Raw genomic sequence first — 15,917 nt, forward strand, 5'->3', positions numbered from 1 at the left:
CTGTGTTATCGCCTGGAGATAGCGTCGACGACGGCGGCCAGGGCAGCGCCGACCTTTCCGGCGTCGGTTCCGCCGCCCTGGGCGACGTCGTCCTTGCCGCCTCCGCCACCGCCGAGCACGCCGGCAGCGACCCGGACCAGGGCACCGGCCTTGACGCCCGCTTCGCGGGCGGCCTCGTTGGTGGCCACCAGGATCAGCGGGCGGTCATTGGCGACGCCTGCCACGGCCACGGCGGCCGCCGCGGAACCGAGGCGGTTGCGCAGGTCCAGGGCCAGTCCGCGCAGGTCGTCGGCACCGCTGACGGTTCCTGCATCGTGGGCCAGCACCCGGACACCGGCGGCATCCTTGGCGCTGTCCACCAGCTGGGCGGCAACAGCGGCCAGCTGTTCCTTGCGGAGCCGGTCCAGTTCCTTCTCGGTGGCCTTCAGCTTGGCAAGGGTGGCGGAGATCCTGTCGGCGAGCTGGCCGGACGGCACCTTCAGCAGGTCAGTCAGCTCGGTCACCAAGGCGCGCTCTGCCGCGAGGTGGCGGAACGCTTCCATGCCAACAAACGCTTCCACGCGCCGGTTGCCTGAACCTACGGACTGTTCGCCCAGGAGGGACAGGCTGCCGATCAGCGAGGTGTTCGCAACGTGGGTGCCACCGCACAGCTCGCGGGACCATGCGCCGTCGATCTCCACGACGCGCACTTCGCTGCCATAGTTCTCGCCGAAGAGTGCCATGGCGCCCATGGCCTTGGCTTCGGCCAGTCCCATGATCTTCGTTTCCACCGCGTAGTTGTTGCGGATGGCAAGGTTGGAGACCTCTTCGATCTCGGACCGGGTGGCCGTGCTCAGGCCCTCGCCCCAGGCAAAGTCGAAGCGCAGGTACCCGGCCTTGTTGAAGGAACCGCGCTGGGTGGCTTCCGGCCCCAGGATCTGGTGCAGGGCTGCATGAACGATGTGCGTTCCGGTGTGGGCCTGCTCGGCCGCGTGGCGGCGTTCACGGTCGACGGCGGCGCGCACCAGCGAGTCAGCACCGATTTCACCTTCGCGGACAATCGCCTTGTGCACGCTCAGACCCTTCACGGGGCGCTGGACGTCGAGGACCTCGACGACGAACCCGTCACCGGTGATCAGGCCCGTGTCCGCGGCCTGGCCGCCGGCCTCGGCGTAGAACGGTGTTTCGGCAAGCACAAGTTCGATCTCGTCACCGGTGGCTGCCTGCTGTACCTGGCGGCCGGCGCTGAGCAGGCCGCGGACGCGGGATTCGCCTTCGAGCTCGGTGTAGCCGGTGAAGACGGTCTCGCCCTGGCCCAGGAGCTCCTGGAAGACGCTGACGTCGGCGTGGCCGCCCTTCTTGCCCTTGGCATCAGCCTGGGCGCGCTGGCGCTGTTCCTGCATCAGGCTGCGGAAGGCCGGCTCGTCTACCTTCAGGCCGGCCTCCTCGGCCATCTCGAGCGTGAGGTCGATGGGGAACCCGTAGGTGTCATGCAGGGTGAAGGCATCCTCGCCGGAGAGCGGCTTGTTGGCTGCCTTGGATTCCTTGACCGCGTCCTCAAGCCGGGCAGTGCCGGACGCAATGGTGCGCAGGAACGCCTTCTCTTCGGCGTAGGCGATGCGGCTGATCCGGTCGAAGTCGGTTGCCACCACGGGGTACACGCCCTTCATGGCGTCGCGCGAAGCCGGCAGCAGTTCAGGCAGGCAGGCATGTTCCACACCCAGGAGGCGCATTGACCGGACGGCGCGTCGGATCAGGCGGCGCAGGACGTAGCCGCGGCCCTCGTTGGAAGGCGTCACGCCGTCGGAGATCAGCATCAGGGCAGAGCGGATGTGGTCGGCGACGACACGCATGCGGACGTCGTCCGTGTGGTGGGGGTCCTCCGGTGTCTCGGCGGAGGTGTATTCCTTGCCGGACAGTTCCGCGGCCTTGTCGATCACCGGACGGACCTGGTCGGTCTCGTACATGTTCTCGACGCCCTGCAGGATCATGGCGAGGCGTTCCATGCCCAGGCCGGTGTCGATGTTCTTCTTGGGCAGCTCACCAACAATGTCGAAGTCAACCTTGGAGCGCACGTTTTCGATCTGGTACTGCATGAACACGAGGTTCCAGATCTCGATGTAGCGGGTCTCGTCCGCCAGCGGCCCGCCTTCGACGCCGTAGGCAGGTCCACGGTCGTAGTAGATCTCTGAGCAGGGACCGGCCGGGCCGGGCTGGCCCGTCGACCAGTAGTTGTCCGACTTGCCCATGCGCTGGATGCGCTCAGCGGGGACGCCCGTGTTCTTCAGCCACAGTTCCTCGGCTTCGTCGTCCTCCTCATAGACCGTCACCCACAGCCGCTCGGGCGGAAGACCGTAGCCGCCGTCGTCAACGCTCTTGGTGAGCAGCTCCCAGGCGAACTTGATGGCGTCTTCCTTGAAGTAGTCGCCGAAGGAGAAGTTGCCGCACATCTGGAAGAACGTGCCGTGGCGGGCAGTCTTGCCCACTTCCTCGATGTCGCCGGTGCGGATGCACTTCTGGACGCTGGTGGCGCGGGAGTAGGGCGCTTCCTCGCGGGCGGTGAGGTAGGGAATGAACGGGACCATGCCGGCCACCGTGAACAACAGCGAGGGGTCGCTGGAGACCAGCGATGCGGAGGGAACCGCGGTGTGGCCCTTGCTGACAAAAAAGTCCACCCAGCGCTTTGTGATCTCCTGCGACTTCATGAGCTGTTTTCTTACCCTTCGTGGTCCGCGCCGCCGGGCGGCACGGGAATTTCGTTCAGGTGGCGGGATCCCGAATGGGGGTCCTGCCGGTAGTTGGCTGGCTGCCGGTGAAATGCCCTGCCGGGCTTAGCGGCGGACCACTTCAGCGGATTCGATGCCCAGGGCCGTCCTCAGGTCGGTTTCCCGTTCATGCATCCCTGCGCGGACGGCGTCGGCGAAGTCGTAAACTCCGTCGGCCAGCCGTCCCACTGTGCGGTTGAGGCCCTCCGGCCCGAGGCTGGACTGGGCCTGGCTCACTTTTCGGAAGGCAATGACGCCAATGGCCACGCCGATTCCCATCCAGACAATTCTTTTCATGTTTGTTCTTTTCGAATCTAGCGGCTGCGGCGCCCGGCGGCGGGCTTCCGGCGGTTGGCGAAGGCGCTGCGGACGCCGTAGCTGAAGGCGGCAACCTTGATGAGCGGGGAACCAACCGTTGCGGCGACCAGCGAGGACAGTGCTGAGATGTTGGCGGACGCATCCGAGACGTTCGACGAGATGCCGTCAACCTTCTTCAGCTGCTGGTTGGTGGTGGACACGGTGGCCGTGACCTCGTCCATCAGGGGGGTGGCGCCGTCGCTAAGGGACCTGATGGTGGTCCGCACCTCATCGAAGACTTTTCCCAGCTTCAGGATGGGCACCGCAAGCAGCAGGACCAGGAGCGCGAACACCCCGGCAGCGATCAGGCCGGCAATATCGCCACCAGACATAGACGTTCATCTCCTCGAAATTCCGTGGGTGGGTCCCATCCTGCAGGCGCCCGGAGGGGGCGCCGCGCAGATGTCCCCCAAGTACCTTACATACAAAGAAGCCCGCGGCGCTTGCCACGGGCTTCTTTGGGTACGCTGCTGGGATTTAGCGTGCGTAGAATTCGACGACGAGCTGCTCTTCGCAGGTCACCGGGATTTCGGAACGCTTGGGTCGGCGCACCAGGCGGGCCTGCAGCGCTTCCAGCTTGACGTCCAGGTAGGCCGGAACGGCAGGCAGGACGTCGCGGTGAGCGCCGGCTGCGGCAACCTGGAGCGGAACCATGGTTTCGCTGCGGCTGTGGACGTGGACCAGCTGGCCTTCGCCGACGCGGAACGACGGGCGGTCAACGCGGACGCCGTCAACCATGATGTGGCGGTGCACAACCAGCTGGCGGGCCTGGGCGATGGTGCGGGCGAAGCCGGCACGCAGGACCAGGGCGTCAAGGCGCATTTCGAGCAGTTCGATGAGGTTCTCACCGGTCAGGCCCTTGGTGCGGCGGGCCTCTTCGAAGGCACGGGTCATCTGTGCTTCGCGGATGCCGTACTGGGCGCGCAGGCGCTGCTTTTCGCGCAGGCGTACGGCGTAGTCGGAGTCCTGCTTCTTGCGGGCACGGCCATGCTCACCGGGGCCGTACGGGCGGCGCTCCATGTACTTGGCGGCCTTGGGGGTCAGAGCAATGCCGAGGGACCGCGAGAGGCGGGCCTGACGGCGAGCACGAGTGTTGTTAGCCACTTGTGTCCTTCCAATATCTGCGGTGTGTCAGTGTTACTGGCCTCCACGATGGAGAGCATCGGCCAACCGCTGCCTTTTGCTACTGGGCGCAGGGCATAACCTTGCCAACCTGAATTGGGGAGATTGTGCGTCCGCGCCTTGCCAGACAAAGATTCAGCTTACCACGCCATTACTTGCCCCGGACAATCCTCCGCAGTCGTTCCAGCCGTTGGGCGATATCCCGTTCGGCACCGTTGCCGGTGGGCTGGTAGTAGTCGCGGCCCACCAGGTCATCCGGCGGGTACTGCTGGGTGGCCACTGCGTGCGGCGCATCGTGGGCGTACTTGTAGCCCACGCCGTGGCCCAGCTGCTTGGAGCCCGGATAGTGGGCATCGCGCAGGTGCGCAGGAATTCCGACGCCGAGGCCCGCCCGCACGTCCGCGATCGCTTTGTTGATGCCCATGTAGGCGGCGTTCGACTTTGGTGCGGTGGCGAGGTGGACGACGGCCTCGGCCAGGATGATCCGGCCTTCGGGCATACCGATGAGCTGGACCGCCTGTGCTGCTGCCACGGCGGTCTGCAGCGCGGTGGGGTCCGCCATGCCCACGTCCTCCGCCGCGGAGATGACGATCCGGCGGGCCACGAACCGGGGGTCCTCGCCCGCCTCGAGCATCCGGGCGAGGTAGTGCAGGGCCGCGTCCACGTCGGATCCCCTGATGGATTTGATGAACGCACTGGTTACGTCGTAGTGCTGGTCGCCCGCGCGGTCATAGCGGACGGCGGCGGCATCCAGGGCGCGCTCGGTGTGGCGCAGCTCCACGGTGACCGGCTCTTCGGTGCCCGGCGCGGAAGGTGCGCCTTCCTCCCCCACGGAACGTTCGACGTCGTCCGCGTCACCGAACGCGACGCCGGCCGCGGCCTCCAGGGCGGTAAGGGCACGGCGGGCGTCGCCGCCGGACAGCCGGACCAGGTGTTCCAGCGCTTCATCGCTGAGCCGGACCTTGCCGCCCAGCCCCCGCGGATCCTCCACGGCCCTTACGAGGAGGCCCTCGATGTCCGCATCGGTCAGGGGCTTGAGCGTGAGGAGCAGGGAGCGGGACAGCAGGGGCGAGACCACCGAGAAGGAGGGGTTTTCCGTGGTGGCAGCCACCAGGACCACCCAGCGGTTTTCGACGCCGGGCAGCAGGGCATCCTGCTGGGCCTTGTTGAAGCGGTGGATTTCATCGAGGAACAGCACCGTGGTGGTCTTGTACAGGTCGCGGGCCGTCAGGGCGTCGTCCATGACGCGGCGGACGTCCTTGACGCCGGCGGTGATGGCGGAAAGTTCCACGAACTTGCGCCCGGGGCCCCTGGCGATGACGTGCGCCAGGGTGGTCTTGCCGGTACCGGGAGGGCCCCAGAGGATCAGGGAGCTGGGTCCGGCTGGACCGGAGGCGTCCGCGCCTGCCCCGGCGGCCAGCTGGCGCAGCGGCGACCCCTGGCCAAGCAGGTGTTGCTGGCCCACCACTTCGTCCAGCGTGCGGGGCCGCATGCGCACAGCCAGCGGGCTCCGCGGCGAACCCTTGCCCCGCGAACCCTGTCCCCGGGAACCTGCGCTTTCCCCCGCGACGGGACGCTCGTCGTCGTCGTTTTCTGGGCCGTTCCCGAAGAGATCATCCACATAGATAGGCTACTTCCAGTCCACCACCTGCTTTTCCATCTCCCCCGATACGAAGGGACTGCCATGTCCGCCCCAGGTCCCCCCGGTGCCCCGCCGTCAGTTCGGACGGCGTTCGTGTCCGGTGCCCGGCTGGCCGGCTGGGCGGAGCGCTTCGGTTCCTCCCACGGCGGCTACCGGCTGCAGGACGGCGACGACGGCCTCCTCCTTGTGGCGTCCGACGGCACCGGGGCGCTCCTGCAGGCGCCGTGGCCGGCCGACGGACGCCCCGGGCGCGGAACCGGCCCCTTGGAGCGGCTGGCTGCGCTTGCGTCGCAGCCGCGCCGGCTGGGGTTGCTGCTGGTGCGGCGGGGCGGATACGGCATCGGGGTGGCAAGCGAAGGCATGCTGCTCGCGTCCAAGGCGGGCACCCGGTACGTCCAGTCCCGCACGGCGGCGGGCGGCCAGTCCCAGCAGCGGTTCGCCCGGCGCCGCTCCAACCAGGCGGACGCCCTGGTGGGAGCCGTGGCACAGCAGGCGGCGGAAGTGTTCCGCGCGGCCGCCTTCGAGTACCTGGTGCCGGGCGGCGACCGGACCCTGGCCGACCTGGTCCTGGAGGAACCGGCCCTGCGTGATTACGCCCGCCTGCCGCGCCTTGCCTACCTGGACGTAGCCGAACCCCGGGCCGCCGTGCTGAAGAAGGCCGCGGCGGACGCCTGCTCGGTAAGGGTGACAGTGACCGATCCGCCAGGCTGAGCCTGACGGGAGCAGGGGGCGGCACAGGAGGAGGATTACCATTGAGCGGGAATCCGAAGGAGCAATGTGGCCAATTCCGCGTCGGGCGAGTCGATTATCGGCCGCTTCGTGAAGATCGTGAGTGCATTCGACGACCGCCCTAGTTCCATGAGCGTCGCCGAACTTGGGCGCAGGACCGGGCTGCCGGTCACCACCACCTACCGGCTGGTCAACGATCTGCTCCACGAACGGCTGCTCGAACGTGAGCCCGGCGGCGACATCCATATCGGCACCCGGATGTGGGAACTGGCCTCCCGGGGGTCCAAGACGCTCAGCCTGCGGGAAGCCGCGCTGCCTTTCATGGAGGACGTCCAGTCCGTGGTGCAGCACTCCACCACGCTGGGCATCCTGGATTCGGACGAAGTGCTGTACATCGAGCGCCTGGGCTCGGATAAGACCATCGTGGACATCACCAAAGTTGCGGGCCGGCTGCCGCTCCACGCGACGTCGTCGGGCCTTGTCCTCCTGGCACACTCCCCCGCGGCCTACCAGGACAGGTTCTTGGCCCGGCCCCTGACGAAATTCACCGAAACGACGCTGACCGACCCGTCCGAGCTGCGCCGCCATCTGGCCGCGATCAGGCAGCGGGGCTTTGCAGCCATGCCGGGCGTGATTGTTCCCGAATCCAGCGGCATCGCCGTTCCCGTCTTCGGACCGGACAACTCCATCCGCGCGGCGCTCAGCGTGGTGGTCCCGCGCAACGAGGAGAATGCAGCCGCCCGGGTGCCCGTGCTGATGGCATCGGCCCGCGGGATCTCGCGGGCCCTCGGCTGGCGGGGCGAGTTGAAGGGCACCCTTCGCCAGAGCCACTAGGCAAAGCCACGAGAACTAACTTTTGCCGTTGATCGGTAAACATGTGGTTCCAGTCACAGCTCCCCTGCAACTCTGGCTGGGATGCAGCAACGAGGCTGCTGGAGTTACGAGGAGCAGACCGCATGAACACCACAGCGAACCGCGTGGCAGGCAAGACTGCAGTCGTCACAGGCGGCCGCGGTGACCTGGGCAGGGCCACTGCCGCCCTGCTGGCAGAACACGGCGCAGCAGTCGCCAGCCTGGACGTTGCCGGCATCCCCGCCGCAACCTCCCACACCAACGTCAAAGAGTACGACGTCGATGTCACCAGCGAGGAGAGCGTCGCGGAAGCCATCCGCCAGGTCCGCGAGGATCTCGGGACGCCGGACATCCTGGTCAACGCCGCCGGAATAATTGGGCCGGCCGGAGCCTCGCACACCGCCTCGGTGTCCGACTTCGACACGATCTTCAACGTCAACGTCAAGGGCGTTTGGCTCATGACCAAGCACGTGGTCCCCGGCATGATCGAAAAGGGCGCCGGCAGTATCGTCAACTTCTCCTCCATCCACGGAATCACGGGCGGACGGAACGTGCCGCTGTACCACGCGACCAAGGGTGCAGTCCGGCTCCTGAGCAAGTCCGATGCGGCGGCGTACGGTGCCCACGGCATCCGGGTGAATTCCATCCACCCCGGCTCCATGGACACCCGGATGAGCCGCCGCTCCGCCGAGCAGTCGGACATCGGCGCTGATGCCTACTACAAGCAGCTGGTGGGCTCCAATCCCCTTCCCCGGCAGGGCAAACCGGACGAGATCGCCTACGGGGTGCTGTACCTGGCCTCCGACGAGTCCCGCTTCACCACCGGTTCCGAGCTGGTTATCGACGGCGGCTACACCGCCGTCTAACCGGCCGCCGGGTTCCCGGCCCTGGCAGCCGCTTGACAGAGCCGTTGGCGCAGGCATCTGCGCAACCATTTCCTCCTCCTGAAAGGCAACACCCATGAAATTCGTCAATGGAACCGCAGCCGAAAGCTACGACGTCGTCGTCGTCGGATCCGGCGCCGGCGCACTCACCGCGGCGGCCACCGCAGCGCGCGCCGGCAAGTCCGTCCTCGTCCTGGAAAAGAGCCCCCTGCTGGGCGGCACGTCCGCCGTCTCCGGCGGCATGCTGTGGGTGGCGGATAACCACCACGCCCGGGAAGCCGGCATGACCGATTCGAAGGAAGCGGCCGCAAAGTACGTGCGTGCCGTGGCCCGGGGACGCGGACGGGAGGAGCTCCTGGACGCCGCCCTGGACTACGGGGACCAGATGCTCCGCTTCGTTGAAGAGGAATGCGGCGTCCGCTTCATCTTCCTCAACAACTTCCCGGACTACCGCCAGGACCTCCCCGGCGCCGTGGAGGGCGGCCGCACGGTGGAACCCGAGCTGTTCAACAGCAAGGAAGCCATCGGCAAGCTCACCGCGCACGTCCGCACTGACGGCCGGGCCCCGTTCACAATGCAGGAATACGAAAACTGGGGCGCCTTCACCAAGTTCCCCTGGGACGACCTCAACCAGCGCCAGGCTGACGGGCTCGTGGCCAAGGGCCAGGCCCTGGTGTCCATGCTCCTTGCCAGCCTGGTCCGCGACGGTGCCGCACTAGTCACCGAAGCACGGGGCCGTCGGCTGCTGACAGACGGCACCCGGGTAACCGGCGTCGAGCTCGAATCCGGTCAGGCCTTCCACGCAAACGATGCCGTAGTACTGGCCACCGGCGGCTTCGAATGGGACAAGGCACTCGCCGACTCGATGCTGGCCTCGCGGCTTTACACGATGTGCTCGCCGCCCTCGAACACCGGCGACGGCCTGCGGATGGCCCAGCGGATCGGCGGCCAGACCCGCGGCACCAGGGAAGCCTGGTGGGCCCCAATGTCCGTCACCGGGGACACCCGGGACGGCCAGCCGATCGGCACCCTGCTGCGCTTCGAACGCCAGGGCCCTGGATCGATCATGGTGAACCGCCACGGCCGCCGCTTCGCCAACGAGTCGCAGAACTACAACGACCTCGCCCGGAGCCTGCAGTCCTGGGACTCCCCCAAAAACCAGACCCTCAATACCCCTGCCCATGTAATCGTGGACCACGCCTACATGGAGCGCTATGGCATCCTGGCCCACCGCGCCGGCCAGCCCACTCCCGGCTACCTGATCGAGGCGGACACATTAGAAGAACTCGCGGCCAAGATCAACGTGCCTGCGGAAAACCTCCGCGCAACCGTGGCACGGTTCAACGAATACGCGGTCAAGGGCGAAGACCCCGACTTCGGCCGCGGTGAAAGCGCCTACGACAAGTACTGGGGCGACGAGGAGAACCCGTACCCGAACCCCTCCCTCGGTCCGCTGCAGACCGGGCCGTTCTACGCCATGGAAGTGGTCAATGGCGCTTTCGGCACCAACGGCGGCGTTGCAACCGACGGGCTGGCCCGCGTGCTCGACGTCGACAACCAGCCCATCAAGGGCCTGTTCGCCGCAGGAAACACGACCGAAAACGCCTACGCAGCCGGATACCCCGGCGCCGGAGCAACCCTTGGGCCAAGCATGACTATGGGCTACCTGGCAGGCCGCACCATCGCCGGGCTGCGGCCGGAGTATTGCGCGGCTGAACGAAACGGAGCAGGCGCGGAACTGGTGGGTGCCTGAGATGATCCGCCATACCGTGCTCTTCAAGTTCAAACCGGATTTTCCGCCCGCTGACAAGCATGCCTGGATCACCGGACTCGACAGGATGGCCGGGAACATTCGCGGCATGCTCAGCCTGACCCACGGCGCTAACGTGCTCGGGACCGAGCGCTCTTTCGACTACGCCATTGTGGCCGATTTCGAATCGGTCGAGGACATTGCGGTCTACAACACCCATCGCCTGCACGAGCCGCTTAAGTCCTACTCATTTCCCAACAGCCAGCAAATCCTCTCGGTGGACTTCCACCTGGCGGATTCCCAGCAGGCTCCCACTGAGACACCGACGTCTTGAGGAGAACCATGCAGTCCATGTCCCCATCCCAATCCGCACCAGATACTGCCCAGCGTAAGACTCCGGGCAAAGCGGCGTTGGCGTCCTTCCTCGGCAGCACGCTTGAGTACTACGATTTCTTCATCTACGGGACGGCCGCCGCCCTGGTCTTTCCGCACATCTTCTTTCCGACCGCAGACCCGGCGGTCGGGTTGATCAGTGCATTTGCCACGTTCGGCGTAGCCTACGTCGCCCGTCCGGTTGGAGGCCTGGTCATGGGCCACTTCGGGGACAAACTGGGCCGCAAGAAAATCCTGCTGCTCACCCTGGGCATCATGGGCCTGTCGTCATTGGGTATCGGGTTCCTGCCCGGCTACGAACAGGTGGGCATCTGGGCCCCGATCCTCCTGGTGGCCAGCCGCCTGGCCCAGGGGTTTTCCGCCGGCGCGGAATCGGCGGGCGCCTCGACCCTGACCCTCGAACATTCACCGGAAGGAAAAAGGGGCTTCTTCACCAGCTTCGTGATGACCGGCTACGCCTCCGGCATGGTGCTTGCCACCCTCGTCTTTATTCCCGTGGCAGCCCTGCCACAGGAAGCCATGATGGCTTGGGGATGGCGCATTCCCTTCTGGCTCTCCATCGTGGTCCTCGGGATCGCTTATTGGGTGCGGACGCACCTGGACGAGACCCCCGTTTTTGAGGAAGCCCAGGCAACGGACCAGGTGGCCCCGATGCCGATTAAGGAAGTGCTCAGGTTCCAGGGGGCTGACGTTATGCGCGTCGTGGGGATGTCCATCATGTCCGTCATGCAGACCGTTTTCACCGTGTTCGGATTGGCCTATGCCACCACTACTGCCGGCTTTGACCGAGCGTCCATCCTGACCGTCAATGCTGTGGCCATCGGACTGTCGATGGTGGCCATGCCGCTCGCGGCCAGGCTTTCGGACCGGATAGGACGACGCCCCTTGCTGCTTACGGCCGCCATCGGCTGCTCGGTTACGATCTTCCTCTACTTCCTCGCCCTGTCCTCCGGCAACCTCGCGCTGGTCTTCCTGTCCGCCTTCCTCAACATGACGGTGCTCTATTCGGGCTTCAACGGCATTTGGCCGGCATTCTTCGCCGAACAGTTCGCCGCCCCCGTCCGTTACACCGGAATGGCACGGGGTAACCAGCTCGGACTGGTTCTCGCCGGATTCGCACCAATGATTGCCGGCATGCTCCTTGCCCCCGGTATAACCGGTTGGATTCCGGTGGCTGTCTTCGCCACGGTCTGCATGCTTATCGCGGCAGCATCGGCCTTCTACTCCCCGGAGACCTTCAGGACACCTATTGCCGAACTGGGCACCTCCTACCTCAAGGGATCCGCACAGCGCCGTGATCTGCTGCTGGCAAGCAGGCACGAACTGCAGGACGCACCAACAGCCGGCACCCGGATCCACTGATCCCGCGGGCCCCCTAATGCAGCCCTAGCAACCAGTCAGGGCGCGCTGCGGGCGTTCCTGCCGGTACAGGTAGCGGCCGGCCTCACGGAACCCGGCTTTCCCGTAGAGTTGCTGCGCCCCACGGTTCGCCGCTGTGACCAGAAGCCAGAAGCCGTCCACTCCCCGCTCGTTGCCTGCCCGCAGCAGCGACTGCAGGATGGCGGCCGCGAAGCCCTGGCGGCGCGCGGCGGGCAGGGTAGCCATGCAGTACAGGCCGCCCTGCCCGCTGCCGCCCGGGAGGGCAAGGCGGCCGACGGCGGAAGCCCTGCCATCGCCGTCCCGCACCAGGGCATACACGGAGGGGCAGCCCTTAAGGATGGTTTCGGCGACGGCCAGGGAGTCCTCCCCGCCGCGGCCGTCCACCTCCCACCAAACCCGCAGCCACTCCCCTGACGGCTCCGTGGAGAGTTCCACCTCCGGTGTGGCGCCTGCGGGAATCCGGGCGTCCACGGCGCTGCGGGTCATGACCAGGGTCTCGGACTGGCGGGTGAAGCCCTCCGCGTCCAACAGTTCATGGAGACCGGACGCTGCCGGGGTGTCGAAGACCTGGAAGATGACCGGGAGGCTGCGGCTGCGGTACCAGGCCCTGGCCTCCCTGAGCAGGCCCGGGAGGTCGTCGCTGCACTGGTCGCCACCGTACTGTTCACTGCGTGGCCAGATGGAGTTGGCCCGTTGGGTGACGCCTTCGGCCGCACGAAACGTCCAGCCGCCGGCATCATGGCGGTCCGGTGCGGGCCATGCTGCGTCCATGGCGGCTTCAAGGCCCAGGGGTGCGGGGTGGACCCGGCTCGGTGTGGTCACGGGGCTGTTCCTTCCTTAACGGCAGGAGGTCCCCCGGGCAGACCGGGGAACCTCCAATGATTGCGGCCTTGGGCCACTAACCGTGCACTACTGCTTGTCTTCGGGCTTCTTCACTTCCGGCTTCTTGGCCTCCGGCTTGAAGTCCACGCCGGCCTCCTTGCGCTGCTGGGGCGTGATGGGGGCCGGTGCTTCCGTGAGGGGGTCGTGGCCGCCACCGGACTTCGGGAAGGCGATGACGTCGCGGATGGACTCCACCCCTGCCAACAGCGACACCACGCGGTCCCAGCCGAACGCGATACCGCCGTGCGGGGGTGCGCCGTACTTGAAGCCCTCCAGCAGGAATCCGAACTTGGTCTGCGCGTCTTCCTTGTCCAGGCCCATCAGTTCAAAGACGCGCTCCTGCACGTCACGCTGGTGGATACGGATTGAACCGCCGCCGATTTCGTTGCCGTTGCAGACAATGTCGTAGGCGTAGGAGAGCGCCGACTCGGGATCTTTGTCGAACGTGTCAAGGAATTCCGGCTTGGGTGAGGTGAAGGCGTGGTGCACGGCAGTCCACTGGCCTCCGCCGACAGCAACGTCGCCGGAGGCAACGGCAGCGGCGGCCGGCTCGAACATGGGTGCGTCCACAACCCAGCAGAAAGCCCAGTCCGTGGGATCGATCAGGCCGGTACGGTGGCCGATTTCCACGCGGGCCGCACCCAGCAGGGCGCGCGAGGGGGTCTTTTCACCAGCGGCGAAGAAGATGCAGTCGCCGGGCTTCGCGCCCACAGCGTCGGCCAGGCCGGCGCGCTCGAACTCGGTGAGGTTCTTCGCCACGGGGCCGGCGAGTTCGCCGTCCTCCTTGTACAGGACGTAGGCAAGGCCCTTGGCGCCGCGCTGCTTGGCCCATTCCTGCCACGCGTCCAGGGCACGGCGTGCCTGGGAAGCGCCGCCGGGCATGACCACGGCACCCACGTAGGGAGCCTTGAACACGCCGAAGTTGGTGTCCTTGAAGAAATCGGTGAGCTCGGTCAGTTCCAGCCCGAAGCGAAGGTCCGGCTTGTCGGAGCCGTACCGCGCCATGGCGTCGGCGTAGGTGATGCGCTGGATGGGCGTCGGGATGTCCGCTCCGATGAGCTGCCACACTGCCTTAACGATGTTTTCGCCCAGCCGGATGATGTCGTCCTGGTCGACGAAGCTGGCCTCGATGTCCAGCTGGGTGAATTCCGGCTGCCTGTCCGCACGGAAGTCCTCGTCGCGGTAGCAGCGTGCAATCTGGTAGTACTTCTCGAACCCGCCCACCTGCAGCAGCTGCTTGAAAAGCTGCGGGGACTGCGGGAGGGCGTACCAGGAACCCGGGGCCAGGCGTGCCGGAACCAGGAAGTCACGGGCGCCTTCCGGCGTCGAACGCGTCAGCGTGGGCGTCTCAATCTCCACGAAGCCCTCCTGGTGGAGCAGGTCGCGCGCCACCCGGTTGGCCTCGGAGCGGAGGCGCAGGTTGCGGCTGGGGCCGGGGCGTCGCAGGTCAAGGTAGCGGTGCTTGAGGCGGGCTTCCTCGCCGACTTCCACGTGTTCGTCAATCTGGAACGGCAGGGGGTCGGAGGTGTTGAGGATGGTGACGTCCTCGGCAATGACCTCGATCTCTCCCGTCGCGAGGGCGGGATTCTCGTTACCCTCCGGACGCTTGGATACGGTGCCCGTGACCTGCAGGACGTACTCGTTGCGCAGTCCGTGGAACACTTCTTCCTCGCGGACCACCACCTGGGCCACGCCGGAAGCGTCGCGAAGGTCAACGAATGCCACACCACCGTGATCACGACGGCGGCCCACCCAGCCGGCCAGGGTTACGGTTTGTCCAATGTGCTCGGAACGAAGGGATCCGAGGTCATGTGTGCGCAGCACAGCACGCCTTTCTGCGGGAAAACAGTGGGAAGTTTCAATATGATCGTTGCGGGAACGATCCCGTCCGAGTTTACCCGCTGGAAAGGGAATGCCGCCGCATGAGCGAACCGCAGCAGCTGCAGCGCAGGCTCGGGACCTTTGATGCCACCGCGATCGGACTCGGTTCCATGCTGGGCGCCGGCGTGTTTGTGGTGTTCGCTCCGGCCGCGGCGCTGGCAGGGAATCTTCTGGTCCTGTCAGTACTGATCGCAGGAGCGGTGGCGTACTGCAACGCCGTGGCCTCTGCCGCCCTCGCCGCCAAGTACCCCACCAGCGGCGGTACTTATGTGTACGGCCGGAACCAGCTCGGCGAGTGGCCGGGCTTCCTGGCAGGCTGGGGTTTCGTGACAGGCAAGACGGCGTCCTGCGCAGCCATGGCGTTGACGTTCGGCAGCTACGTGGCGCGGGATTATGCGGTCCCGGTTGCTGTGGCCGCCGTCGTGGCGCTCACCGGAGTCAACCTGTTCGGCATTACCCGGACCGCCCTGCTGACACGCATTCTGCTGTGCATGGTCCTGGCGACGCTGGTCTTCGTCGCCGTGGCCGCGTGGCTGGGCCCGCACGCCGCGGCGGAACTGACCGGGCCGCCGTCGGGCAACCCGGCGGGAGTCCTGCCGGCAGCCGGGCTCATGTTCTTCGCTTTTGCCGGCTATGCCCGGATCGCCACGCTGGGTGAAGAGGTCAAAGACCCCACACGGGCCATCCCGCGGGCCATCCTGGCGGCCCTGGCAGCCGCTTTCGCCATCTACCTGCTGCTGGCACTGCTCCTGCTGAACCATCTCGGAGAGCGGCTTGCCGCGTCCGGAACTCCCCTGCTGGACGCAGTATTGGATTCCCGTCTTGCCCCTGCCGCGCCGCTGGTGCAGGCGGGCGCAGCCGCTGCGTGCCTGGGCGCCCTCCTAGCCCTCATCACCGGCGTGGGGCGGACCACCCTGGCCATGGCACGGGAACGCGATCTTCCGGGTCCGCTGGCAAAGGTAGGCGGCACCCACACCGTCCCGTTCGTGGCGGAACTTGCCGTGGCCGCCGTCGTCATCCTGCTCCTGCTGACCACCAACGTGATGACGGTGGTGGGCTTCTCAAGCTTCGGCGTACTGGTGTATTACGCCGTGGCGAACGCGTCCGCCTTCACCCTCACGACCCATCCCGGCTATGCTCCCCGCTGGCTGAACGCCGTGGGGTTCCTGGGCTGCGTCGTCCTTGCCTTCACCCTGCCGCCGGCGCCCGTCCTGACCATGGCCGCGGTACTCGCAGCGGGGGTGGCCGGGCGCTGGCTGGTGCTGCGCCTCCGGCAGCGCCAGCCCAAGCGCTGAGTTCCC

General features: G+C 66.6%; 14 protein-coding genes. 7 read left to right on the forward strand and 7 right to left on the reverse strand.

All coding sequences use genetic code 11. The features are described 5' to 3' along the window. Positions 1–5: 5 nt before the first annotated feature. The 5 genes from alaS to ACWRN3_RS04275 form a co-directional block, all read right to left on the reverse strand. Positions 6–2,684, reverse strand: a complete 2,679-nt coding sequence (alaS, locus tag ACWRN3_RS04255) for an alanine--tRNA ligase (protein WP_255172321.1) — start codon at positions 2,682–2,684, stop codon at positions 6–8. 126 nt (positions 2,685–2,810) lie between these two features. After that, the gene (locus ACWRN3_RS04260; RefSeq protein ID WP_224026156.1) at positions 2,811–3,041 is read right to left on the reverse strand and encodes a DUF6167 family protein; all 231 of its coding nucleotides are present in this window, start codon (positions 3,039–3,041) and stop codon (positions 2,811–2,813) included. A 17-nt stretch (positions 3,042–3,058) separates the two neighbouring features. Continuing rightward, a complete protein-coding gene (locus ACWRN3_RS04265; RefSeq protein WP_141160339.1) occupies positions 3,059–3,433 on the reverse strand; it encodes a DUF948 domain-containing protein in 375 nt (124 codons plus the stop codon). A 145-nt stretch (positions 3,434–3,578) separates the two neighbouring features. Further along, a complete protein-coding gene (gene rpsD / locus ACWRN3_RS04270) occupies positions 3,579–4,205 on the reverse strand; it encodes a 30S ribosomal protein S4 (protein WP_009357431.1) in 627 nt (208 codons plus the stop codon). 169 nt (positions 4,206–4,374) lie between these two features. Further along, positions 4,375–5,844, reverse strand: a complete 1,470-nt coding sequence (locus ACWRN3_RS04275) for a replication-associated recombination protein A (protein WP_255172322.1) — start codon at positions 5,842–5,844, stop codon at positions 4,375–4,377. Between the two features lie 63 nt (positions 5,845–5,907). On the opposite strand from ACWRN3_RS04275, the gene ACWRN3_RS04280 reads away from it, so the two are divergent. The 6 genes from ACWRN3_RS04280 to ACWRN3_RS04305 all read left to right on the forward strand — a co-directional run bounded on the left by ACWRN3_RS04280 (position 5,908) and on the right by ACWRN3_RS04305 (position 11,835). Then, complete coding sequence (locus ACWRN3_RS04280; RefSeq protein WP_476739944.1) at positions 5,908–6,576, forward strand: acVLRF1 family peptidyl-tRNA hydrolase; 669 nt, start codon at positions 5,908–5,910, stop codon at positions 6,574–6,576. 66 nt (positions 6,577–6,642) lie between these two features. Further along, positions 6,643–7,428, forward strand: a complete 786-nt coding sequence (locus ACWRN3_RS04285; protein ID WP_476739945.1) for an IclR family transcriptional regulator — start codon at positions 6,643–6,645, stop codon at positions 7,426–7,428. A 122-nt stretch (positions 7,429–7,550) separates the two neighbouring features. Continuing rightward, on the forward strand, positions 7,551–8,312 hold the full coding sequence (locus tag ACWRN3_RS04290) for an SDR family NAD(P)-dependent oxidoreductase (RefSeq protein WP_476739946.1): 762 nt from the start codon (positions 7,551–7,553) through the stop codon (positions 8,310–8,312). A 94-nt stretch (positions 8,313–8,406) separates the two neighbouring features. Further along, a complete protein-coding gene (gene chcC1, locus ACWRN3_RS04295; RefSeq protein ID WP_476739947.1) occupies positions 8,407–10,083 on the forward strand; it encodes a 4-oxocyclohexanecarboxylate 2-dehydrogenase in 1,677 nt (558 codons plus the stop codon). A 1-nt stretch (position 10,084) separates the two neighbouring features. After that, on the forward strand, positions 10,085–10,414 hold the full coding sequence (locus tag ACWRN3_RS04300; RefSeq protein WP_255175592.1) for a Dabb family protein: 330 nt from the start codon (positions 10,085–10,087) through the stop codon (positions 10,412–10,414). A gap of 17 nt (positions 10,415–10,431) precedes the next feature. Then, positions 10,432–11,835: an MFS transporter gene (locus tag ACWRN3_RS04305; protein ID WP_476739948.1), complete on the forward strand. Its 1,404-nt coding sequence runs from the start codon at positions 10,432–10,434 to the stop codon at positions 11,833–11,835. Between the two features lie 24 nt (positions 11,836–11,859). Here ACWRN3_RS04305 and ACWRN3_RS04310 read toward each other — a convergent pair whose 3' ends face one another. Next, positions 11,860–12,624 carry a GNAT family N-acetyltransferase gene (locus ACWRN3_RS04310; RefSeq protein ID WP_255175593.1) on the reverse strand — a complete coding sequence of 255 codons (765 nt, stop codon included), beginning with the start codon at positions 12,622–12,624 and terminating at the stop codon, positions 11,860–11,862. Positions 12,625–12,762: 138 nt separating this feature from the next. Then, the gene (aspS, locus tag ACWRN3_RS04315) at positions 12,763–14,559 is read right to left on the reverse strand and encodes an aspartate--tRNA ligase (protein WP_224026163.1); all 1,797 of its coding nucleotides are present in this window, start codon (positions 14,557–14,559) and stop codon (positions 12,763–12,765) included. A 98-nt stretch (positions 14,560–14,657) separates the two neighbouring features. On the opposite strand from aspS, the gene ACWRN3_RS04320 reads away from it, so the two are divergent. After that, on the forward strand, positions 14,658–15,911 hold the full coding sequence (locus tag ACWRN3_RS04320; protein ID WP_255172327.1) for an APC family permease: 1,254 nt from the start codon (positions 14,658–14,660) through the stop codon (positions 15,909–15,911). Positions 15,912–15,917: the final 6 nt, after the last annotated feature.

The organism is Pseudarthrobacter sp. rb (assembly GCF_056389225.1).

Coding starts and splice junctions, on each gene's coding strand:
- ACWRN3_RS04260 (WP_224026156.1), bottom strand. CDS start 3,041: ATGAAAAGAATTGTCTGGATGGGAATCGGCGTGGCCATTGGCGTCATT.
- ACWRN3_RS04310 (WP_255175593.1), bottom strand. CDS start 12,624: ATGGACGCAGCATGGCCCGCACCGGACCGCCATGATGCCGGCGGCTGG.
- ACWRN3_RS04320 (WP_255172327.1), top strand. CDS start 14,658: ATGAGCGAACCGCAGCAGCTGCAGCGCAGGCTCGGGACCTTTGATGCC.
- ACWRN3_RS04290 (WP_476739946.1), top strand. CDS start 7,551: ATGAACACCACAGCGAACCGCGTGGCAGGCAAGACTGCAGTCGTCACA.
- ACWRN3_RS04265 (WP_141160339.1), bottom strand. CDS start 3,433: ATGTCTGGTGGCGATATTGCCGGCCTGATCGCTGCCGGGGTGTTCGCG.
- ACWRN3_RS04300 (WP_255175592.1), top strand. CDS start 10,085: ATGATCCGCCATACCGTGCTCTTCAAGTTCAAACCGGATTTTCCGCCC.
- ACWRN3_RS04305 (WP_476739948.1), top strand. CDS start 10,432: ATGTCCCCATCCCAATCCGCACCAGATACTGCCCAGCGTAAGACTCCG.
- alaS (WP_255172321.1), bottom strand. CDS start 2,684: ATGAAGTCGCAGGAGATCACAAAGCGCTGGGTGGACTTTTTTGTCAGC.
- chcC1 (WP_476739947.1), top strand. CDS start 8,407: ATGAAATTCGTCAATGGAACCGCAGCCGAAAGCTACGACGTCGTCGTC.
- ACWRN3_RS04280 (WP_476739944.1), top strand. CDS start 5,908: ATGTCCGCCCCAGGTCCCCCCGGTGCCCCGCCGTCAGTTCGGACGGCG.